Annotated in this window: 11 protein-coding genes; 4 read left to right on the forward strand and 7 right to left on the reverse strand. The window is 40.1% G+C overall.

Translation table 11 applies throughout. The features are described 5' to 3' along the window. Nucleotides 1–119: 119 nt before the first annotated feature. From QYZ87_05305 to QYZ87_05335, 7 genes are all read right to left on the reverse strand, one after another. On the reverse strand, nucleotides 120–1739 hold the full coding sequence (locus tag QYZ87_05305; protein MDN4753948.1) for a RagB/SusD family nutrient uptake outer membrane protein: 1620 nt from the start codon (nucleotides 1737–1739) through the stop codon (nucleotides 120–122). Between the two features lie 15 nt (nucleotides 1740–1754). Continuing rightward, the gene (locus QYZ87_05310; GenBank protein MDN4753949.1) at nucleotides 1755–4946 is read right to left on the reverse strand and encodes a TonB-dependent receptor; all 3192 of its coding nucleotides are present in this window, start codon (nucleotides 4944–4946) and stop codon (nucleotides 1755–1757) included. Between the two features lie 480 nt (nucleotides 4947–5426). Beyond that, on the reverse strand, nucleotides 5427–7094 hold the full coding sequence (locus QYZ87_05315) for an AMP-binding protein (protein MDN4753950.1): 1668 nt from the start codon (nucleotides 7092–7094) through the stop codon (nucleotides 5427–5429). A gap of 222 nt (nucleotides 7095–7316) precedes the next feature. Continuing rightward, complete coding sequence (locus tag QYZ87_05320; protein MDN4753951.1) at nucleotides 7317–8984, reverse strand: AMP-binding protein; 1668 nt, start codon at nucleotides 8982–8984, stop codon at nucleotides 7317–7319. Nucleotides 8985–9181: 197 nt separating this feature from the next. Then, the gene (locus QYZ87_05325; protein MDN4753952.1) at nucleotides 9182–10342 is read right to left on the reverse strand and encodes a hypothetical protein; all 1161 of its coding nucleotides are present in this window, start codon (nucleotides 10340–10342) and stop codon (nucleotides 9182–9184) included. Nucleotides 10343–10381: 39 nt separating this feature from the next. Continuing rightward, nucleotides 10382–13165, reverse strand: coding sequence for a TonB-dependent receptor (locus QYZ87_05330; protein MDN4753953.1), 2784 nt, complete (start codon nucleotides 13163–13165; stop codon nucleotides 10382–10384). A gap of 297 nt (nucleotides 13166–13462) precedes the next feature. After that, nucleotides 13463–14008: an FKBP-type peptidyl-prolyl cis-trans isomerase gene (locus QYZ87_05335; protein ID MDN4753954.1), complete on the reverse strand. Its 546-nt coding sequence runs from the start codon at nucleotides 14006–14008 to the stop codon at nucleotides 13463–13465. 652 nt (nucleotides 14009–14660) lie between these two features. On the opposite strand from QYZ87_05335, the gene gyrB reads away from it, so the two are divergent. The 4 genes from gyrB (at nucleotide 14661) to gltA (ending at nucleotide 20860) form a co-directional block, all read left to right on the forward strand. Further along, nucleotides 14661–16634, forward strand: a complete 1974-nt coding sequence (gyrB, locus tag QYZ87_05340) for a DNA topoisomerase (ATP-hydrolyzing) subunit B (GenBank protein MDN4753955.1) — start codon at nucleotides 14661–14663, stop codon at nucleotides 16632–16634. A gap of 104 nt (nucleotides 16635–16738) precedes the next feature. Then, nucleotides 16739–18517 carry a membrane dipeptidase gene (locus tag QYZ87_05345; GenBank protein MDN4753956.1) on the forward strand — a complete coding sequence of 593 codons (1779 nt, stop codon included), beginning with the start codon at nucleotides 16739–16741 and terminating at the stop codon, nucleotides 18515–18517. A gap of 49 nt (nucleotides 18518–18566) precedes the next feature. Further along, nucleotides 18567–19367, forward strand: a complete 801-nt coding sequence (locus QYZ87_05350; GenBank protein ID MDN4753957.1) for a sulfide/dihydroorotate dehydrogenase-like FAD/NAD-binding protein — start codon at nucleotides 18567–18569, stop codon at nucleotides 19365–19367. Between the two features lie 11 nt (nucleotides 19368–19378). After that, nucleotides 19379–20860 carry an NADPH-dependent glutamate synthase gene (gltA, locus tag QYZ87_05355; GenBank protein ID MDN4753958.1) on the forward strand — a complete coding sequence of 494 codons (1482 nt, stop codon included), beginning with the start codon at nucleotides 19379–19381 and terminating at the stop codon, nucleotides 20858–20860. Nucleotides 20861–21014 lie beyond the last annotated feature (154 nt).

Consider the following 21014-nt stretch of genomic DNA (forward strand, 5'->3'; position numbering starts at 1 on the left):
TATAGTATATTATCTAACAAGATCAAACAAAGATGATTTTCATCTCAAAATAAGGGTGCATAAAAACTATAGTTTTTATGCACCCTTATTATAAACTAAGTATTAAACTCTAAACACTATTATTTATCAATAGCACCATTAAAGTCAGTTTCAAGTTGAGGAGTAACCCATGTCCACTTGTTCTTTTCATCTGGCTCAATACGAACAGCTACAGTAGCGTGGGCATTTCCACCATCAGCGATGGACTTTCTATCAATAGCTCGTCCCCATCTCTTATAGTCGCTCCATGCTGTACCTTCACCCCAAAGCTCAAGTTCTCTATAGTCCATAATCTCGTTCCACAGAGCATCACCAGTCTTTGTACACACATATGAAGGATTACGACCTGATGTCTTATTCAATTCATTAAGAGCGGCAATAGCACCAGGTTCATCACCTAATTGATATGCAGCCTCAGCTTCAATCAATACCATCTCTGAAGTACGTATGAAAGGCAAATAACTTACACCAGGCATATCAGTTACCCAGAACTTTAAGTGTCCTCCTAAATAACGGAATCCAGCACTATATGGTGCAGTAAACCCTGCTGGAGTCATGCTATTAATATATTTATCTACAGCATCCCAAGCTTCTTGACTAGATATCTTATTATCATTAAAACCAATCATTGCATAGGTAGGATTAAGAACATTTTCATCAGACCAATCTAAAGTAGGAAACTTATCCTCTGTAATAAACAATGACTTGCGGACATCATCATTCGGTATTCTATTAATCAATAAACGCCCAATCTGTCCAGCTCCAGTATCGGCCTTAGTAGCATAATATCCATTAGCTGAATACTGTGTACCATACGACCAATACCATTGGTTTTCACTTGAAGATCCATATGAACCAAAAATCCACTCAGACGTAGGAGCTGCAAAACCAGCCTTATAATCTGCGTTAGTCATTAATGGGAAGCCGGCTTTTGCAAGTTTTGCTTGTGCCTTAGCTGTGTCATAGTCATGTTTTGATAGTGCAGCTCTTGCGTAAACAGCGTGAGCTACATTTACATTAGGAATCCACACATCAGTTTGAGGACGCTTAAAATCAGATGAGTTGAATAAAGATATTGCTTCTTCACAATCTTTATAAATCTGAGCGAATGTTTCTCCAAGTGTTGACTTAGGAAGATCTCCTGTAGACTCATCTAGTCTTAATGGCAAACCTTCAGAAGCACCATTATTAGAGTCTGTCCATCTATAGCAAAAATATCTTGTTAGTTTCTCATACGAGTATGCCCTAAATGTAAGTGCAGAAGCCTTGATAAAAGCTTTCTCGTTATCTGGACCAGTAGCGTCGTCAATTTTAGCAATAATAGTATTTGCACTACCTATTAATTGATAATAATAGTACCAAGCATAATGATTATAAGATGTTTGGTCATTAAGGAACAACTCCATATTGTGAAGATCTGCCCAACCAGCAGCATACCTGTTAAACAGATAGTTCTCTGAAGGATAATTTTCATAATGAGCATAAATCTTATTCTCACCAGCACAACCTTGGCTATATGAATAATGCTGAGAGGCCATTGAAAGTGCTATACCATTTAATCCTTTGTAAGCATTTTCTGTAGTCGCCACAGCCGTACCACTTCCAACAGAGTCAGAAGGCTCGGTGGTAAGGTAATCATTCTTACATGCTCCTAATACAAAAGCAGCAAGTACAAAGCCTAATATATATATTTTCTTCATAATCTTCAATATAATTTAGAATTTAAATTTCAAACCAAAGTTATATACTCTGGCTGTAACATAGGTATCATCTTGCCCTCCACTAAATGAGTACTGAGGATTCATACCCTTTCTTGCTGTCAGAGTAAATAGGTTTTCAGCACCAAAAGAAAGCTGAACGTTAGCTAAACCAAGCTTTTCAACCCACTGTGTTGGCAAATCATAGGTAAGATTGAGATTCTTGAATACCAAGTATGAAGAGTCTACTAACCATCTATCACTGAGTGCATTGTTTCTATTACTATAGAAGAAATCTAAAGCAGGTGTACCATTAGGATCAATACGATTTGGTGAATCCTCTTTCATACCCTCTGGTGCTCCATCCCAAGAGTTCTTAACATCTACGTGGATAGCACTGGCAGAAGATGCAGACGGAGTACTCATCAATGATGCATAACTACCATCATAAGTCTTGCCACCTACACTATAAGTAAAGAGCATATAAAGACCAAAACCTTTCCAGCTCAGATTCGTATTAAAAGACCCATAGAACTTTGGTATTGCGGAGCCTCTCCAGTCTCTAAGACCAAAGGAAGTATCCATAGTATAGTCAGTTCCATTGATTGTCACTAGCTGACCATCTTTAATAGCGTTTTCCTTTTTTTCTGGGTCAAGCGTGTAAAGTGAACGACCAGTTAGTTGGTCGACTCCTTCAAAATGGTAAGTATGGAACTCATAAATGGAGTGCCCTTCAGCGATCCTTCTCAGACTACCACTTGGGATCTCCTCACCATTAGGTAACTTAAGCACCTTATTTTTAATAAATGTAGCTTCAGTTCCTATAGACCATGCAAAGTCTTCCCTGTTAAATATATCCCAATTAAGACTTAGTTCGACTCCTCTATTAGAAATAGAGCCAATATTTTGCCATATCACCATATTTCTTTGTGCGTCATCATGAGGATAGGAACCTGCAGAAAGTGGTAATTTCACCTCAAATAGTAAATCTAAAGATCTTTTATCGAAGTAACCAAGAGAAAAATCAAGCTGGTTAAAAAGACGTCCGTCCACACCTATATCAAAAGTCTGGGTAGTTTCCCACTTTATATCATGGGCACTCAATGACTTTTTCACAAGAGCTGGCTTTCCGCCATTCTTATCAATATCATATAAAGCCATATGTCCGTACAATCCAACACTAGCATCGTTACCTACCTCTCCATAAGAAGCTCTTAATTTAAGGAAGTCAACCCAGTTCACATCTTGCATAAAGTCTTCTTGTGAAATATTCCAACTACCACCGACAGAATAGAAGTTACCCCACCTATTATCTGGATGGAATCTTGAAGAGCCATCTCGTCTAAAGGATCCCTCAATAATGTATTTACTCAAGTAATTATATTTCAATCTAGAGAAATATGACTCTGTCCGATATACATTTTCGTAGCCGTTGAAGTATGAATTAGTTAAAAAGTTATTCATCACTAGAGGACCATCAACTGCCATATCAGTATTCATCCCATACAAGAAATGACTGTCGGAGTTAAAGTTTTCGTGACCAAATAAGAATTCAACATTATGAGCATCATCAAATGTATAATTCCAATTTAGCAACTGCTGTAACGTGTAATTTGTATATTGGTAAGCGTATTCTGTTAGACGTCCATTAGGCTGTCCATCTCCAATTGACTTATTATCATATTTCATACTATTAGTAGTTGACTTATTAAGATCACCTCTAATAGTTGCTGAAAGACCATAAGGAAGTTCAAATGTAGCATAGGTTTGAAGCCCCATTACATTTCTCTTACTATTTTCTCTATCATTAAGCAACTCATACACAATGTGTCTGTTACTTAAATACGGAGATGTAGTATCATATACCTTATCGCCATTCTCATCCACTACTATTTCACCTTTTTCATCGTGTTCATAGATTGGATAGACAGGCGCCATATATCGTGCTTGGCTAAAAGGGTTCTTATACATAGAACCAGATGCATTATCATTATAATTACGATTTGTATGTGCAGCACTTAAATTAATACCTAAACTCAACCACTCGTTTGGTGTAAATCCAGTATTAATACGTCCTGTAAACCGCTCGTAGTCAGAAGCAATGATATACCCTTTCTCATTTAAATAACCAACTGAAGCATATACATTCATCTTATCATTAGAGTAGCTACCAGAGATATTGTAATCGGATCTAGCTCCGAGACGCTCTAACGCGTCAGCCCAATTCAAATCAGTATATCCAGGTAGAACCTTACCCAAAAAGTTTCCATTTGCATCAAAAAGTTGATCACTAGGCTTATCAAAGATATTGCGCTTAACATAGTCATTCATCAAATTTTCAGATGCATATTTGGCAGCATTTTCAGGTGTCATACCCAAACTACCATTACTAATTGCATAATTTCTCATAGCATTCCAGCCAGCCTCCATCCATGAAGTTGGATCAAGACGATCATATTCTGGAAGTCCTCTTTGATACAAACCTTGGTTAAACGACACATTAACCGATGGAACTGAACGCTTACCACTCTTAGTAGTAATCATAACAACACCATTAGCTGCACGATTTCCGTACAAAGCAGTGGATGCAGCATCTTTTAGGATGGACATATTTGCGATATCATTAGAGTTGAGCTCAGCAATATTACCCTCAAAAGGAACACCATCCACAACATATAGAGGACTTTGTGCACCAAGAGTACCAATACCTCTAATTCGTATCTTAGGTGCAGCTCCTGGCTCACCATATGTACTATTCACCTGAACACCAGAAGCCGTACCTTCCAAAGCAGCAGTCACACTGGTGGAAACACGCTTATCCAGTTCCTTAGAATCAACAACAGCAATAGCACCCGTTAGAGATTCCTTTTTAGCAGTACCATAAGCTACAACTACAACTTCATCAAGAAGCTCTGAATCTGCCTTCATATTTACTTTCATATCAGTAGCAGCAGGAAGCTCTTGGGTCTTATAACCTACACTACTAATAATGATGATTTCGCCTTGCTTCACCGCTTTTGGCAGTGCGAATTCACCATCAAAATTGGTCTGAGCACCATTAGATGCATCATTCTTTGCACGAACAGTCGCACCAATCATCGGTTCGCCATTTTCATCAAAAACGACACCTTTCACATTGATGGTCTGCCCTAAAGCCGTACCCACCGCTAATAGGAGGAGGGTTGATAGCATTAGAATCTTACTTTTCATACCATTCACATTAAATTGTTAATTATTCTTCTTTTGTTTTTCTCTACAGCTTAACTAGGTCGCTTAGCTGCAGACGGGTTATAAATATACTATTATTCTCAAAATTCACTAAAGTCAACGTAATATCCGCTAAGCTATTTTTCAGTTAAAAGATCACCACGATAGGCTAAAACCCTAGCCATTAGTCATTTTCATTACATCTTAACTAAGACAACATATATTAACCTTCAACCACAAAGATAATTAAAATTATGAAACTGCCAAACAAACTTAAGTCTTTCTTTCTTTTCTGTTAAGTTCATTTCAAATGTGATTACAAAAAACAATCATTTTGTAATCTTCACTGAAATAATATAAAAAAAAACACACAACAAGAACACTTCTTGACCACTTACAACAAAGTAATAAGCCAAGCATAATAAATATATTAAAAGCAAACTATCTCAATCAACTTCAAATAATAATTTTGGCAAAATCAAATTATTCATACAAATAACGCTTAATAGATTGCTTTGGCGTTTTCTCAAAATCCCCGTCGAGTAATTCAAATGCAGCTACAGACGCAAATGAAGCTATATTTTGATTAAGAGAAAGTCTGTTTTCCTTCAAGATCCTCTCTCTATCTTGGGGGTTATCTAGTCCGTCTCTTTTTAGAGCAACTTCGTCCATGGTCACAATAGCGACCCTCTTATGCCCATCCCTGGATACTAGTATTGATTCAGACATATATGGTAGCAATGAAATCTTAGCTTCTATCTCCTCTGGATAGATATTTTGTCCATTAGCTCCTAAAATCATAGATTTTTTTCGGCCACGCAAAAATAAGTTACGATTCTTATCCAAGTATCCCGAATCTCCTGTTCGCATCCAGCCATCTGCCGTAAAGAGCTCCTCAGTCTTCTTTGGGTCGTTATAATATCCCTTACAGACGTTCTCACCCCTTACCTGAACTTCACCGACCATATGACCATCAACCTCCTCGGGATCATAAAGTCTGACCTCTTCTATTAGATCTAGGACTTTTCCACATGATCCTGCAACAAAGACTTCGTGCTTAGCATAACATACAAGTGGTGCACACTCAGTCATACCGTATCCTACCATATATGGAAATTTCGCCTTCGATAAGAAATATGCCACCTCGTCATTTAGTGGAGCACCTCCGATAATTACTTCTTCTACATCACCTCCCATAACCTCTATAAGTGATTCTCGAATTTTCTTATAGATAATTTTATTAATGATCGGTACTTTAAGACCAAATCTAACGGACTTCTTTTTAAGCTTTGGAGCAATAGCATTCTTGTAAATTTTCTCCAATACCAATGGAACCATTAAGATAGCATGTGGACGTACATCCTTAAAGGCTTTCATTAGGACTGTAGGAGTAGGTTTGGAGTCTAATATATAGGCATGTGCTCCTTTGATAACGGGGAGTAAGAAATTAAATGCACATCCATAAGCATGTGCATTAGGAAGGAAACAAAGTAGTGGTCTTCCAGTCTTAATAATATTCTGAGTCAAAGCATAGACGATATTAGCCGCTAAGTTATTCGCGGTGGTCATAACACCCTTGCTAAAACCTGATGTTCCTGATGTATAGCTAATAACGACAACTCTGTCATTAGATATCTCTGGCAATTGAATCTCGTCTCTTTGCAAACCATTAGGATAGCGATTAGAATATAATTGATCTGCATCTAGCTCAACAGCCTGTGACGATCTGGTCAATTCAGCAATAGGCTTGAGCGTCTTTACATCAAATGTAGCTATGACATCGGACATTGCCTCTAGTTGCAACAGCTTTTTATGCTCTTCTCCAACAAAGACATATTTTGAATCACTATGCCGAATGATGTGCCTAATATCTTCCCCATGAAAGGCTGGTAATATAGGAACTATCACCGCTCCGTAAGTAACTATTCCTAGCCATGTCATACACCATTCCGCACTATCTTTTGCGATAAGTGAAATCTTATCTTCCTGCTCCACCCCGATATTATCCAATAATAAGTGCACCTTTGCGACCCACTTAGCTACATCAGCTATACTATATGTCTTTGCTTCCTCGTAGTTGGTAAATGCTGGTAATGACCAATTCTCCTTGAAGGAGGTCTCAAAAAACTTTATAAAATTCTGTTCTATCATATTTATAATTCGCAAATTGAAGTAACAATCGTTTAAAATCGTTCGTAAAAATAGATATAAAAGCTCAAGGAGTCAAATTTCCTGCTAAAAAATCTATTCTTCTGCAATGAAAAATAAACACATGAACCGCCTCATAGAAATAAAGAATCCGCACCATTCTTCCTCTCAAGAAAAACGATGCGGATTCTTTATCTCTTTGGTAAAAACCAGAGAATCATTTATTTACTCATATAAGTAACGCTTGATAGATTGCTTAGGAGTCTTCTGAAACTCTCCATCTAAGACCTCAAAATTAGAAATAGCAGCAAAAGACGAAAGACTTTGATTTAGAGCGACTTTATTCTCTTTCAGTATTTCTTTTATCGCTTCGTCATTATCTTTGCCATCTTGTTTTAATGTCACTTTATCTAGAGTCACAATGGCCACTATGGAAGTATCACTTCGTGGTACGACAATGGCTTCGGACATATATGGCAACATCGCAATCTTTGCCTCGATCTCTTCCGGATATATATTCTGACCGTTAGGTCCTAAAATCATAGACTTAGAACGACCTCGTAAGAAGAGATTATTAGACTTATCCAGATAACCAAGATCACCAGTACGCATCCAACCGTCAGCGGTAAAAAGCTCCTCGGTTAATTTTGGCTCCTTGTAGTAACCCTTACACACATTCTCACCTCTTACTTGGACCTCCCCGACCATTAAGCCATTATCTTCACGTGGCTCATAGATACGTACCTCCTCTATCATATCCAATACTTTACCACACGAACCGACAACAAACTCCGACTTAACAGAATAAGCCATAAGAGGAGCACATTCCGTCATACCATACCCTACGGTATATGGAAATTTTGCCTTTGAGAGAAATTCATCCACTTCTCTATTTAAAGCAGCACCTCCGATGATGACACCCTTAACGTTTCCGCCTAAAGCTTCTTTTAGTGCCGTCCCGATTTTTCGGTAAATAATGCTATTCAGACCTGGAATCTTAAGAGCTAGTTTGATAGCAGGTTTATCTATCTTTGGGACAATAACATTCTTATAAATCTTCTCTAGAACTAATGGCACTGTCAGGATCATGTGAGGTCTTACTTCCTTGAAAGCTTTTAATAAGAGTCTCGGAACTGGTTTTGCCCCTAATATGTACACATGACAGCCAACAATCATGGACAGCAAGAAATTAAATGCACAACCATATGCATGTGCATTAGGTATAAAGCTCAAGATTGACTTCCCTCGCTCAAACTGTTCAAAAGAGAGTGTCACTTTAATATTTGCAGCTAGGTTATTAGCAGTAGTCATCACGCCTTTACTAAAGCCTGAAGTACCTGAAGTATAACTTATGACCATCAATGTATCATTACTAATCTCAGGATACTGTATATGACTCCGATCAAACCCATTAGGATATTGATTATTGAATAGCTTATTAGCATCAAGAGTCGAAGATATAGGATGAGAGGTCAACGAAGAAATGGGGGTCAAGTCTTTGACTGTAAACACGGCTTTAACACCAGGCATTGCCTCTGTATCCAGATACTTTATGTGTTCTTTTCCAACATAAACAACCTTAGCATCACTATGATGTATGATGTTACGAATATTATCCGCATGAAAATCAGGCAAAATAGGAACGACAACACATCCATAGGTCACTATTCCGACCCAAACCATACACCATTCAGCACTGTCCTTAGCCACTAATACTACCTTATCTCCACGCTCCACACCAGTTGAAGAAAGCATCAAATGTACTTTTGCCACATACTTGGCGACATCAGCAGCGGTATAAGTTTCCCCCTCACCATAGTTAGTAAAGATTGGCAATGACCAATTATCTTTGAGTGCTCCTTCTATGAGCTTTATAAAATTAAGTTCTATCATTATTTTTACAACTTCTTATTCGCACTACACACATTTTAAATTTGTGTGCAAAAATAGCCATAAATACGGAATGAAACAACACAATTACACGCAAAATGTGCAAAAAGAAGTATATCCTATCATAAACAGATAAAAAAGGATCCTCCAAGTTAACTTGGAGGATCCTAATAATCCTAAATTAGATATATTGCGTGAAATTAGAATTTATAATTAGTCCATGAGAACTTAGAAGCATCTGCACCAGTAAGACCATCCTTACCTGTAACCTTAGCTGTACCATTAATAAGTTTGCCAGTCAAAGGTGTAGTTAACTTGTTTGTATATTCGATAATAGAAGAATCATCTCCATCACCCTTACCATCAGTCATATCGATAAAGTCCTTAGCTTGACCCTGACCTTTTACTAATACATTAGTAATCTCTGCACGAGCACCACGACGAATCTTCATCACATCATGCATGTAGAGGCCATCATTAGTACTTGGTTTCATCTTAAGATCAATAGTCATATCCATAATCTTAAAGTTAGACTGTGGCTTATCGTTTGGTGAAAGACCATCATGATTACCATCAGCTTCCACACCACGTGGATCCTTTTCTGTACTCAAGTGACCATCTTCCCATACACCATATGCATTTTTAAGAGTTCCTGAATAGCCTTCAGTGAAATCAAACATATCATCATCCGCGTTAACAGAAAGAATGTTAGTCACATTTACTGAGCCACCGAAGAATTCCACAGCATCATCAGCACCGTATGGGACATAGATATTCTCAATCTTAGTACCATTCCCTACGGCATTAAGTGTAAGTCCGTTATGCTCTACATTGTCATTATTCTGAGCACCAGTGTATTCTAGTATCAAGTAATTAATCACACCAGAGTTATCTGAAGGATTATCACCACCATAAGGCTTACTTGGATCGATCTCTGTATTATTTGTTTTACCACCAGTAATTGGAGCGAAACCATTAATAACTAGACCACCCCAGTGACCTGACTTAGCATTATCAATATCAGCAGTCATCTTTACAGGTTGTGATGCGGTACCATTGATAAAAATCTTACCACCTTGCTCCACCAAGATATAGCTATTGAAGCCTTTCTTAGCTTTGATTGTTACCCCAGCAGGAATGGTTAGCTTAGCACCCTTCTTCACTTCTAGTTTACCAGTCAGGTTATAAGTTTCTCCTGCTTTTAGGCTAATATCACTTGAGATAACACCTGGTAGGTCACCAGCTTCTAACCCACCTGTTCCAGGTATATTAGGATCATCATTCTCACTATCACAGTTAGTAAAAATGGTAGCAACCATTGCCATGCAAAGCATGACGATAAAAAATCTTTTTGTTTTCATTTTTTTTAATCTATTGAATTGATAAAACATTCTATTTAATTAAAAGGTCCACTTAGCACCAAGGCTAAAGCTCGTACCTTTATAATATTCTGATATAACGATAGGTTGATCACCATTCACGCTATTATTTTCTTTTTGTGTTCTCTTATAAGCCTGATTCAGAAGATTATTGGCTTTGAATTTTAGCGAGAAGTGCTCCGTTAATTTAGCTGAAGCTACAGCATCAAGCTTTAGCATGCCTTTCTCTATCGCGTCATACTTTATACCCTTTCCTGCGATACCAGCAGAGCCATAAGTATGAATTCGATCACTAAAGTAACTAGCAAGTATCGCTATTGAATAGCTTTGTTCATCCTTATTGATAGTATAGGTCAGATCTGTATTAAATAACCATGGAGATGATCCCTCGAGAGCTACATTCCGTTTAGAATCCTCATCTATCCCCAAATTGATATTAGAGTATATATAAGATCCGCTCAATCCTAATGACAGCTTATGATAAAGCCCACTTGCCGCTTCTTGATTTAATAAACTCTTTCTCAGCTCTAGCTCGATTCCGGCAACCTCAGCTTTCTCTGCTGGATTCATATACTTAAGAACATTTGCACTATTGTACTCATTAACTCTTGCGATCGGGTTAGTAATATCCTTATAGAAAAGGGTCACAGCTAATAATTCACTAGGTGAAAGATACCAATCCCACTTCAAGTCTATATTCCAAAGTTCGGTAGGCTTAAGGTTTTCATTACCCTGACTAGTAAAGCCAATATTCACATACTGATATGGAGAAATTTCTTTTACTTGTGGTAATGTGTAACTTTTCGAGAAACTTAATCTAAGGGCATGCTTTTCGTTCACATCATACTTTAGGTTAAGGCTAGGCAACCAATAAAGCTGATTAATCTTATTATCATTCATCAGAGCATCGTCTTGCCTATATTCCACGTCCATCTGAGCATAATCCACTCTCAACCCACCTTGTATCAGGAAGCTAGGACTCACCTGCCAGACAGCTTCTAAAAAGCCATTGTGAATAAATTTATTAGATGAATACCAATAATTAGTCCCCTTGCGAACCTCAAATCCATAAGGCTTAGTATCGGTCTTCATATTTTGCTCATTAAAGAACTTCTGATCCCAATCCATTGAATCAAAATCGGACTCCATAATGCTGGCATCTATTGGACCTTTATGGTCATATTCAACAGCTTCAAACTTATGATCAGTAAATCGTCCGGTATAGCCTGCACTTAGTGACAATGTCTCCGAAAGAGTCCAGTTGAGCTTCGTCTTGACATTCACATCATGCTCCTTAAGGCTAGAATAGAACCTCTTATTAGTATCCATCAGAAGAGACCACCTCTCATCATCCCCAATAGGCTCACCTTTCAGGAAGTTTGTACGTCTATCTGGTTCTTTAGCATCAATCAAATTGTATGACACTCCCGCATTAAGTAAAAGGCGATCCGCCAGCTTCCAATCACTATCAAGTTGATTTACCAATAATATATTTTCATTAGCCTGCTGACGATATGAGCGTATTCTATGCTCATTATCCTCCTCTTGGTTCTTTTCCTTGTCCATCCCTGTAAGCATATTGACATACTCATTATTTGAGTGGACCAATAAAAGGTTGTACCTCAGCTCATGTTTATAATCTATACCTAGAGTAGCATTTCCCAGCAACATCTGCCTTGTTGAGATGGATGAGTCTGGACCCTTCATCTCAGCAGCCAGTCCTCCAATCGGAGCTAATGAACGACTCGTGCGTTCTGAGTGTGAATACCCCTTAGAATGATTAGCTACCATATAGAGAGCAAGAGGGAATCGCCCGTCACCTAAGATTAACTTCTTACCAGCAGCAATGTTAAAGCCGTGATTAATTGGCGTTTTAAGGACTGATGGCTGTAACTTATTTAGAAATGGATATACATTTTTCTGCTCCACATTGGGCTGCTCACTGCGGGTGTTACCGAAGTAACCGGTTCCATCTTGCTTGTAAAAGGTATTTCCAAGAGCAGAACTATTAGCACCACCAGAGGCACCGACTTCTAATAAACTCTCACCAAATAGCTCTTGAGACTTTATATCTATAATCGCACCACCAACATCGCCACCCTGAGTAGCACTAAATGCTTTCTGAACCCCCACGCTCTGAATCATATCTGTATCAAACATCTCCAAAGCGATATTCTTATACTCAGGATCATCCGAAGGAATCGGAAAGCCATTTAAGTAGGTGGCATTGTACCTATCACTTAGCCCCCGTACGAAAACATTCTTTACCCCTTCTTGCTTACTGACGCCCGAGACCTGAGCAACTGCAGCCTCAGCATTACCGATGCCTTTACGAGAAAGTTCATTAGCACCGATGGCCTGAGTGGCAACGACCAACGTCCGTTGGTCCTTTAGTAACTGAATCTCAGAAGCACGGCTAGCCTTTGCCAATACCACGACTTCATCTAGGACCCTATCATCTGAAACGAGCTGGATTTCGAGGGTCTTAACCTCCCCTTTCTTGATCTCAATATCTTCGATCTTTTGGGTCTCAAAGGAGATGTAGCTCACCTCGAGTGTTATAGCTCCTTCAGGAACATTTTTTAAAACAAAAACACCATCAACATTTGTAACAGCACCAAGGCTAGTACCTACCACTCTTACTCTTGCTCCTACCAACGGCTCCTTCATCTCTTTATCAAAAACAACGCCTTTGATATCTCCCTCCCCAGCATCTGTACTAGCCATCGCGGCTATTGCGAGCATAAGCATTCCGAATACGAAAAGCACCCTTAGCGTAAAATGAGTGCGCAAACTTCTATTCATACGATTCTCTTGTGTCTATGTGTCTTAGTTCTTACTTGACAAATTATTTATCTACCGCAGAATGAATTAAGAACCATGCACAATGGCTATATATAAATCCCCTCTTCAATCCACGGAGCAAAGTTGCTCTAACCCTATTACAACCTTGTTAACGCATCGTGAAGTTTAGGATACGGTAATCAATCCTTAACTCCAAAGAAACCACAAACAGATACAGAGAGAGGGCGTTACCAAGCAATTTGGTAACGCCCTCTCTCGTATAATTATTCTCTATGTAAAACTACATATAGCTACCTATTAATGACAACCACCACAGCTATCATCGTCGCAATGACCCGAGCAGCCACCACAGCCACCTCCAGCTGGAGCGAAGAACTCTTGTACTTCTTCCTCAGTAGCTTCACGAACCTCTTCAATATTACCAACAAAGTGTAATGAACATCCAGCTAAAGCATGATTGAAATCCATAACCACTTCATTCTCATTAATCTCTTGGACGAGACCTGTTACTTGCTGACCATCAGATGTAGCCATGGGTACCTGAGCCCCCTCATATACTATTTCATCATCAAATTTTCCATCCACAAGGAAAGACTCTTTAGGAAGGGTAATTAATAGATCTTCGCGTGCTTCGCCGTATGCCTCTTCTGCACTAAGTGTGAAGTCAAACTTTTCACCTGCCTCTAAGCCTACTAATGCAGCTTCGAATGAAGGAAGCATCAGACCCATACCCTGTATATATCTCAAAGGGTTATCAGGAGTTGTTTCCTCTATCAAATCTTTTTCCTCTGCGTCATACAGCTTATATTGCAAAGTTACCAGCGTTCCTTTATTTACTCTCATACCGTTATTCAAATTAAAAAATTATATTCTTTGTACATTTAAGTAACAAAGGTAGTAAAAAAAGGTTCCCCCAGCATCTAAATAAATAATAAAACTATCTGAAGTACGCACAGAGGCATTCAAAATCATCATTACTATTCGGAAAATATCCCCACAAAAGCGGTTCAAAAAGAATATTTTAGTGGTTAGCCTTACGTTTTGTAAGTGATGATTGGACGTTTATATAGACCGCACCACTTTCATCGGATAAACACTCATAAAACACTGATATACAAAATGGTACAGAGAGAAATAAGACTCTTATAAAGGCACTAAATTAACTCATAAAGACAGGCTAAAATTTAGTTATATGAAACAAAAATGCTTCTCATAAGAGAAATTATTTTTTCCTATGAGAAGAAAATCCCTTTCCTATAGGAAATAAATTCTCTACCCCTAGGCTCTTTTTCTGAAAAGCACCTTTCATTTTATTACTAGCGACAAACTCGACAGCTCCTATAACCAACATCATCAAAAGATTCTCAAAAAAAAGGGGCCTCTTTGTCAAGATAATAAGGGAATAAAAACATTCTGAAATGTCAACAAATTTGGGTATCTTTGTGTGAATTATGGGGGTATAGGGTAAATTCAAAAAACAACTAAGACAAAGGATATGAGTGAAGAAATTCAGGCTAATGAGCTGATGAAGAATAATGAACATTATGATTCGACCAACATCCAAGTACTTGAGGGTCTAGAAGCGGTACGCAAACGCCCTGCCATGTACATTGGAGATATCAGTGTCAAGGGATTACACCACTTGGTAAGCGAGGTGCTGGACAATTCAATTGACGAAGCCATGGCTGGCTATGCCACTCACATTGAACTTGAAATCAATGAGGACAACTCCATCTCCGTACACGATAATGGACGTGGTATTCCTGTGGACATGCACGAAAAGATGGGCAAAAGTGCTCTCGAAGTGGTGATGACAGTATTGCATGCTGGAGGTAAGTTCGATAAAGGCTCATACAAGGTATCTGGAGGACTTCACGGTGTTGGGGTTTCCTGTGTTAATGCCCTATCCTCTCACCTTCGTGCAGAAGTGTATAGAGACGGTAAGATCTATATGCAAGAGTACAAACGTGGTATCCCTCAAAGCGATGTGCGTGAGATAGGAGAGGCTGGAGAGAGGAGCGGTACATCTATCACATTCCTTCCAGATGACACTATATTTACCGTCACTGAATATGACTATAAGATTCTCTCTGATCGATTAAGAGAGTTATCCTTCCTTAATGCGGGCATAAAACTTCAGATCACAGACTTCAGACAGCGTGATGAAGACGGCAACCCAATCTCTCAGACATTCTTGTCCGAAGAAGGGTTAAAGGAATTTGTCTCCTACTTAGATAGCTCTAAGGAAAATCTGATGATGGATATTATTCATATCCAAGCACCAGACGGTGAAGTCCCTGTCGAGGTAGCGATGACCTACAATACAACATTCAATGAGAATGTCTATTCTTACGTCAATAACATCAACACCATTGAGGGCGGTACACACTTAACTGGTTTTCGTCGTGCTCTCACGAGGACCCTTAAGAAATATGCTGATGAGTCTGGATTCCTAGAGAAAGAAAAAGTAGAGGTGCAGGGTGACGACTTCCGTGAAGGCTTAACCGCTGTCATTTCTATAAAAGTACAAGAGCCTCAGTTTGAAGGGCAGACCAAGACTAAGTTGGGTAACTCAGAAGTAGCTGCCTTCGTGGATTCTGCCGTCAGCAATGCACTTCAGATCTATCTCGAAGAGCATCCTAAGGAAGCTCGTATGGTGGTTGAGAAAGTAGTCCTGGCTGCTAAGGCTCGTATGGCAGCTAAGAGAGCTAGAGAATTGGTACAACGCAAAGGACCTATGTTTGCTGGAGGCTTACCAGGTAAGCTAGCAGACTGCCGGAGTCGTAATCCTGAACTATGTGAGCTGTTCCTCGTCGAGGGTGACTCTGCGGGAGGTACTGCTAAACAGGGTAGAGACTCTATGTACCAAGCTATTTTGCCTCTTAGAGGTAAGATTATTAATGTCGAAAAAGCGATGTTACATCGCGTGCTGGACAATAATGAGATTCAGTCAATGTACACCGCATTAGGCGTCTCAATCGGGACTGAGGATGACCCTAAAGCTCTTAACATAAATAAGCTAAGGTACCACAAGATTATCATCATGACCGATGCCGATGTGGATGGAAGTCACATTGCCACCCTATTACTGACCTTCTTCTTCCGTCACATGCGCGTGCTTATTGAGAGGGGATATGTATATATAGCCACTCCTCCTCTATATCAGTGCAGGAAAGGCGATATCGTAGAGTATTGCTGGTCTGATGTAGATCGTCAGAGATTTATTGACAAATATGCTGATGGTGTTGAGAGCAATATTAGTACACAACGCTACAAAGGTCTTGGGGAAATGAATCACGACCAGCTTTGGACTACAACGATGGATCCAGAACAGCGTTTCCTCAAACAAGTGCAGATAGAGAGTGCAGCTGAAGCTGACGTCATCTTTAGCATGTTAATGGGAGAAGACGTAGAGCCTCGCAGACAGTTCATTGAAGAGAATGCGACCTATGCCAGCATAGATGCGTAATTGACAACATTCATCCAAGATATTTTTGAGATGCTATTAGTACCCCAGTCATAGGTTGCTAGTAGCATCTTTTGTATGTAAAGTAAGAAAACCATTTTTTGTCTATGATATCCAAACGTGAGAAACTCAGGGAAATAGACTTTTCTCTAAAAAGTCTTGAAAAAGAGGTGGTCGATCATATTAGTGAGATCGCCATTGATGCCCCTATCATTGGGATTAGCACTAATCATAATCATGTCGATGAAAACACTCTTACGGACACCTATGCTAATTGCGTTCGGGCTGCTGGAGGGATCCCGCTAATTATACCAATGGGGTGTGATGTTCATGAACTACTATCATCATTACGCAAGTGTGACGGATTGATAATGTCAGGCGGAGGAGATATTCATCCGCTCTGGCTTGGGGATGACCCTCATTACAAGGTTGGAAAAATCGACACTCTCAAGGATTATTATGACCTTGTACTCATCAAGGGTGCCCTTAGCCTCGGGATGCCCATCCTTGGAATATGTCGAGGCATGCAATTACTCAATGTTGCATTAGGAGGCACGTTAATCCAAGATCTCCCCGCAGAACGTAGTGATGTCGATGAGCACTCTCAAACCGCAACACGGTATGAAGTGTGGCAGAAAGCCTTCATTCTGGACGAAGGGAGACTAAAATGCATTCTAGATAACTCTGATGAAGTCCTCATCAACTCCTTTCACCATCAAGCGATAAAAGAAGTAGCTCCTAGCGGTGTCATCTCGGCAAGAGCTGGAGATGGAACCATCGAAGCGATAGACTTTTATCCTGAACATCATGCTATGGGGGTCCAGTGGCACCCTGAGGCATTAGCTTGTGAAGGCAAAACGGTGCATTTTAATCTTTTCAAACACCTCGTCCATGAATCTTCACTCTACTCATCTGCACGCTCACTTCATAGTCACATATTGACTCTTGACTCGCATGTGGATACCCCGTCTATCGCTGTCCGTGACGAGACATTTGACTTCATGCAATACTCTCGAAAAGCATTAGTGGACTATCCCAAGATGGTGGCAGGGCAGCTTGATGCCGTAATCATGGCAGCATATGTTCCTCAAAGGGGACTCACCCTAGAAGAACATAACACAGCTTATGAGAAGGTTCTCAAAATGTTTGATGCCACTGAACAAATGGCGTCCGAGAGTGATGGCAAGGTGGAGGTCGTCAAGGATATTCAGCACCTCATGGCTAATAAGATCCAGCGAAAGAAGAGTCTCCTCAAAGCAATTGAAAATGGTTACGCCATTGGGGATCAGTTGGAACGTCTTAAGGAATTCAAAGAAAAGGGAGTGAAATACATCACTCTCTGCCATAATGGAGATAACCTCATCTGTGATTCAGCATCGAGGAGTCAGAGGACCCATGGCGGTCTGAGTCCTTATGGTGAAGAGGTCGTAAAAGAAATGAATAGATTGGGCATCACGGTAGATATTTCCCATGCTTCAGACGATACGATCATGGATGTATTGAATATCTCAACCAAACCTATTATAGCTAGTCATTCCAGCTGTAGAAGCTTGTGCTCTCATCCCCGCAATCTTCCAGACGAATTGCTGAGAGCAATTGCTGAAAAAGGCGGAGTCATTCAGCTCTGCATGTACTCAGGGTTTGTCAAAGAGGAAGCACACACAGCTACCGTGTTGGACTTTGTGGATCACATTGAACATGCCATCAATGTAGCAGGAGTTAATCACGTAGGTATTGGGACTGACTTTGATGGCGATGGAGAGGTGATTGGCTGCAGGAATACCTCAGCTATCATACATATCACGATGGAGTTAATAAGGAGGGGATATAGTAAAAGCCAAATTGGAAAAATTTGGGGAGCTAATATATTGAGAATATTGGAATAAAGAATTACCTTTGTGAAAATATTACATTGTATCCTAAATTGGAAAAAAGATGAATAAAATTATTGAAAAGGAGTTTCTTTCTGAAAAAGTGGTTAAATTTGTTATTGAAGCTCCACGTATTGCAAAATCCCGAAGAGCAGGGCATTTCGTTATTGTTCGTGTTGGTGAAAAAGGAGAGAGAATTCCCTTAACAATTGCTGATTCTGATACTACTGCAGGGACCATTACCTTAGTGGTACAAAATGTAGGTCGTAGTTCTAAGAAGCTTTGTGCTCTTGAGGTCGGTGAGTATGTGACTGACGTCGTAGGACCTCTAGGCCAGGCTACAAACATTAAGAAGTATGGCACAGTAGTCTGTGCAGGTGGAGGTGTAGGTGTTGCTCCACTATTTCCAATCGTTCAAGCGATGCACAAGGCTGGCAATCGTGTGATTGTTGTTTTGGCTGCTCGAACTAAAGACCTTATCATCCTTGAGAAAGAGATGAGAGAAAATTCAGACGAAGTAATCATCATGACTGATGATGGCTCGTATGGCAAGCAGGGCGTCGTTACCGTCGGTATTGAGGATGTCCTGAAAAGGGAGAATGTAGACCTATGTGTTACTATTGGTCCAGCTATCATGATGAAGTTTGTAGCTGATCTGACTAAGAAATATGACGTTCCTACCTATGCCAGCCTTAATACTATTATGGTGGACGGCACTGGGATGTGCGGTGCATGCCGAGTAACGGTAGATGGACAGACTAAGTTTGTCTGCGTTGATGGACCTGAGTTTGATGCACACAAAGTGGATTTCGATGAGATGCTACTTCGTATGAACGCATTTAGAGAACAAGAGACTATAAAATAAGCAATATATACATGGATTTAATTACAGAAAGACGTAACGAAGCATGGCGTGAGGAGCTGAGACAGACGCTCAAAACAGCTGACAGATTAAAGCTCACTCGTGTAGAGATGCCTGCTCTGGATGGGAAGTATCGTGCAACGAATCACGAAGAAGTAAGTCAGGGACTAACAGAAGAGATGGCTATGGCGGAAGCTAGGAGATGTATTGACTGCCCTAAGCCTACTTGTATGGAGGGTTGCCCTGTAAGCATACACATTCCTACTTTTGTCAAAAACATAGAGAGAGGTGAACATCTGGAGGCTGCACGAGTCATCCGTGAAACTAGTTCTCTACCTGGGGTATGCGGTCGTGTTTGCCCTCAGGAAAAGCAGTGTGAATCCAAGTGTATGTACACTATAAAGCTCAAAAAACCAGCTGTCGCTATAGGTTTCCTAGAGCGTTTCGCATCTGACTATGAGCGTGAAGCACTCACTTCAGGCAAAGCAAAAGAAGAACTTGAGATGGCTGCTCCAAATGGAATCAAAGTAGCTATAGCAGGTAGTGGCCCATCAGGACTATCATGTGCAGGGGACTTAGCTAAGTTAGGGTATGATGTAACTGTCTTCGAGGCACTTCACGAGCTAGGAGGTGTGCTTCGTTATGGAATTCCAGAATTTCGCTTACCTAATGACATCGTAGATTTTGAGATTAATAAACTCAAAGCGATGGGCATTAAGTTTGAGACAAATGTAATCGTCGGGAAGACCATTTCTCAACAAGATCTAGAGGACGAGGGCTTTAAAGCCATCTTTGTAGCAAGTGGTGCAGGGCTTCCACGCTTCATGAGCATCCCAGGAGAAAACCTCGTGGGCATCATGAGTAGTAATGAGTACCTAACCAGAGTAAACCTAATGCAGGCAGGACAGGAAGGTGCTGACACTCCAGTATCACACGGTAAGAGAGTCGCTGTTATAGGTGGTGGTAATACCGCTATGGACTCTGTCCGTACCGCGCTTCGACTCGGTGCTGAGCGTGCTATGATCGTTTATCGTCGTGGCGAAGATGAGATGCCTGCACGTCTGGAAGAGGTACATCATGCTAAAGAGGAGGGCGTAGAGTTCCTTACCCTACATAATCCTATTGAGTATATCGATGATGGTAAGGGTAAAGTATGTGGGATGCGTTTGCAAAAGATGGAATTAGGTGAACCTGATGCATCTGGACGACGCAGACCAGTACCTATCGAAGGGGCCATTGAAGAGATACCAGTTGATCAGGTCGTTGTAGCTGTAGGTGTATCACCTAATCCTATTATCCCTCATAACTTCAAGGGGCTAGAGATGAGTAAATGGCATACCATTGTGGTGAATGATGATAATAGCCAGAGTAGTATTCCAAACCTATTTGCTGGTGGAGACATCGTACGCGGAGGAGCTACGGTCATCTTAGCTATGGGTGATGGACGAAAAGGTGCGGCAGGTATTCATGAGTACCTTTCTTCGAAAGAAAACTAATGTCTTAATACCACAGACATTGACATAAATCAAATAAATGCCTCGAATGATGATATTCGAGGCATTTATTTTTATACCAAGCTTATACCACTAGGACTCTGGGATAAAACGTTATCTATAACTCCTATATCCTATTATGAAGATGGTTAGTGCC

Source organism: Porphyromonadaceae bacterium W3.11 (genome assembly GCA_030434245.1).
In the GTDB taxonomy this organism is placed as follows: domain Bacteria; phylum Bacteroidota; class Bacteroidia; order Bacteroidales; family Porphyromonadaceae; genus Porphyromonas_A.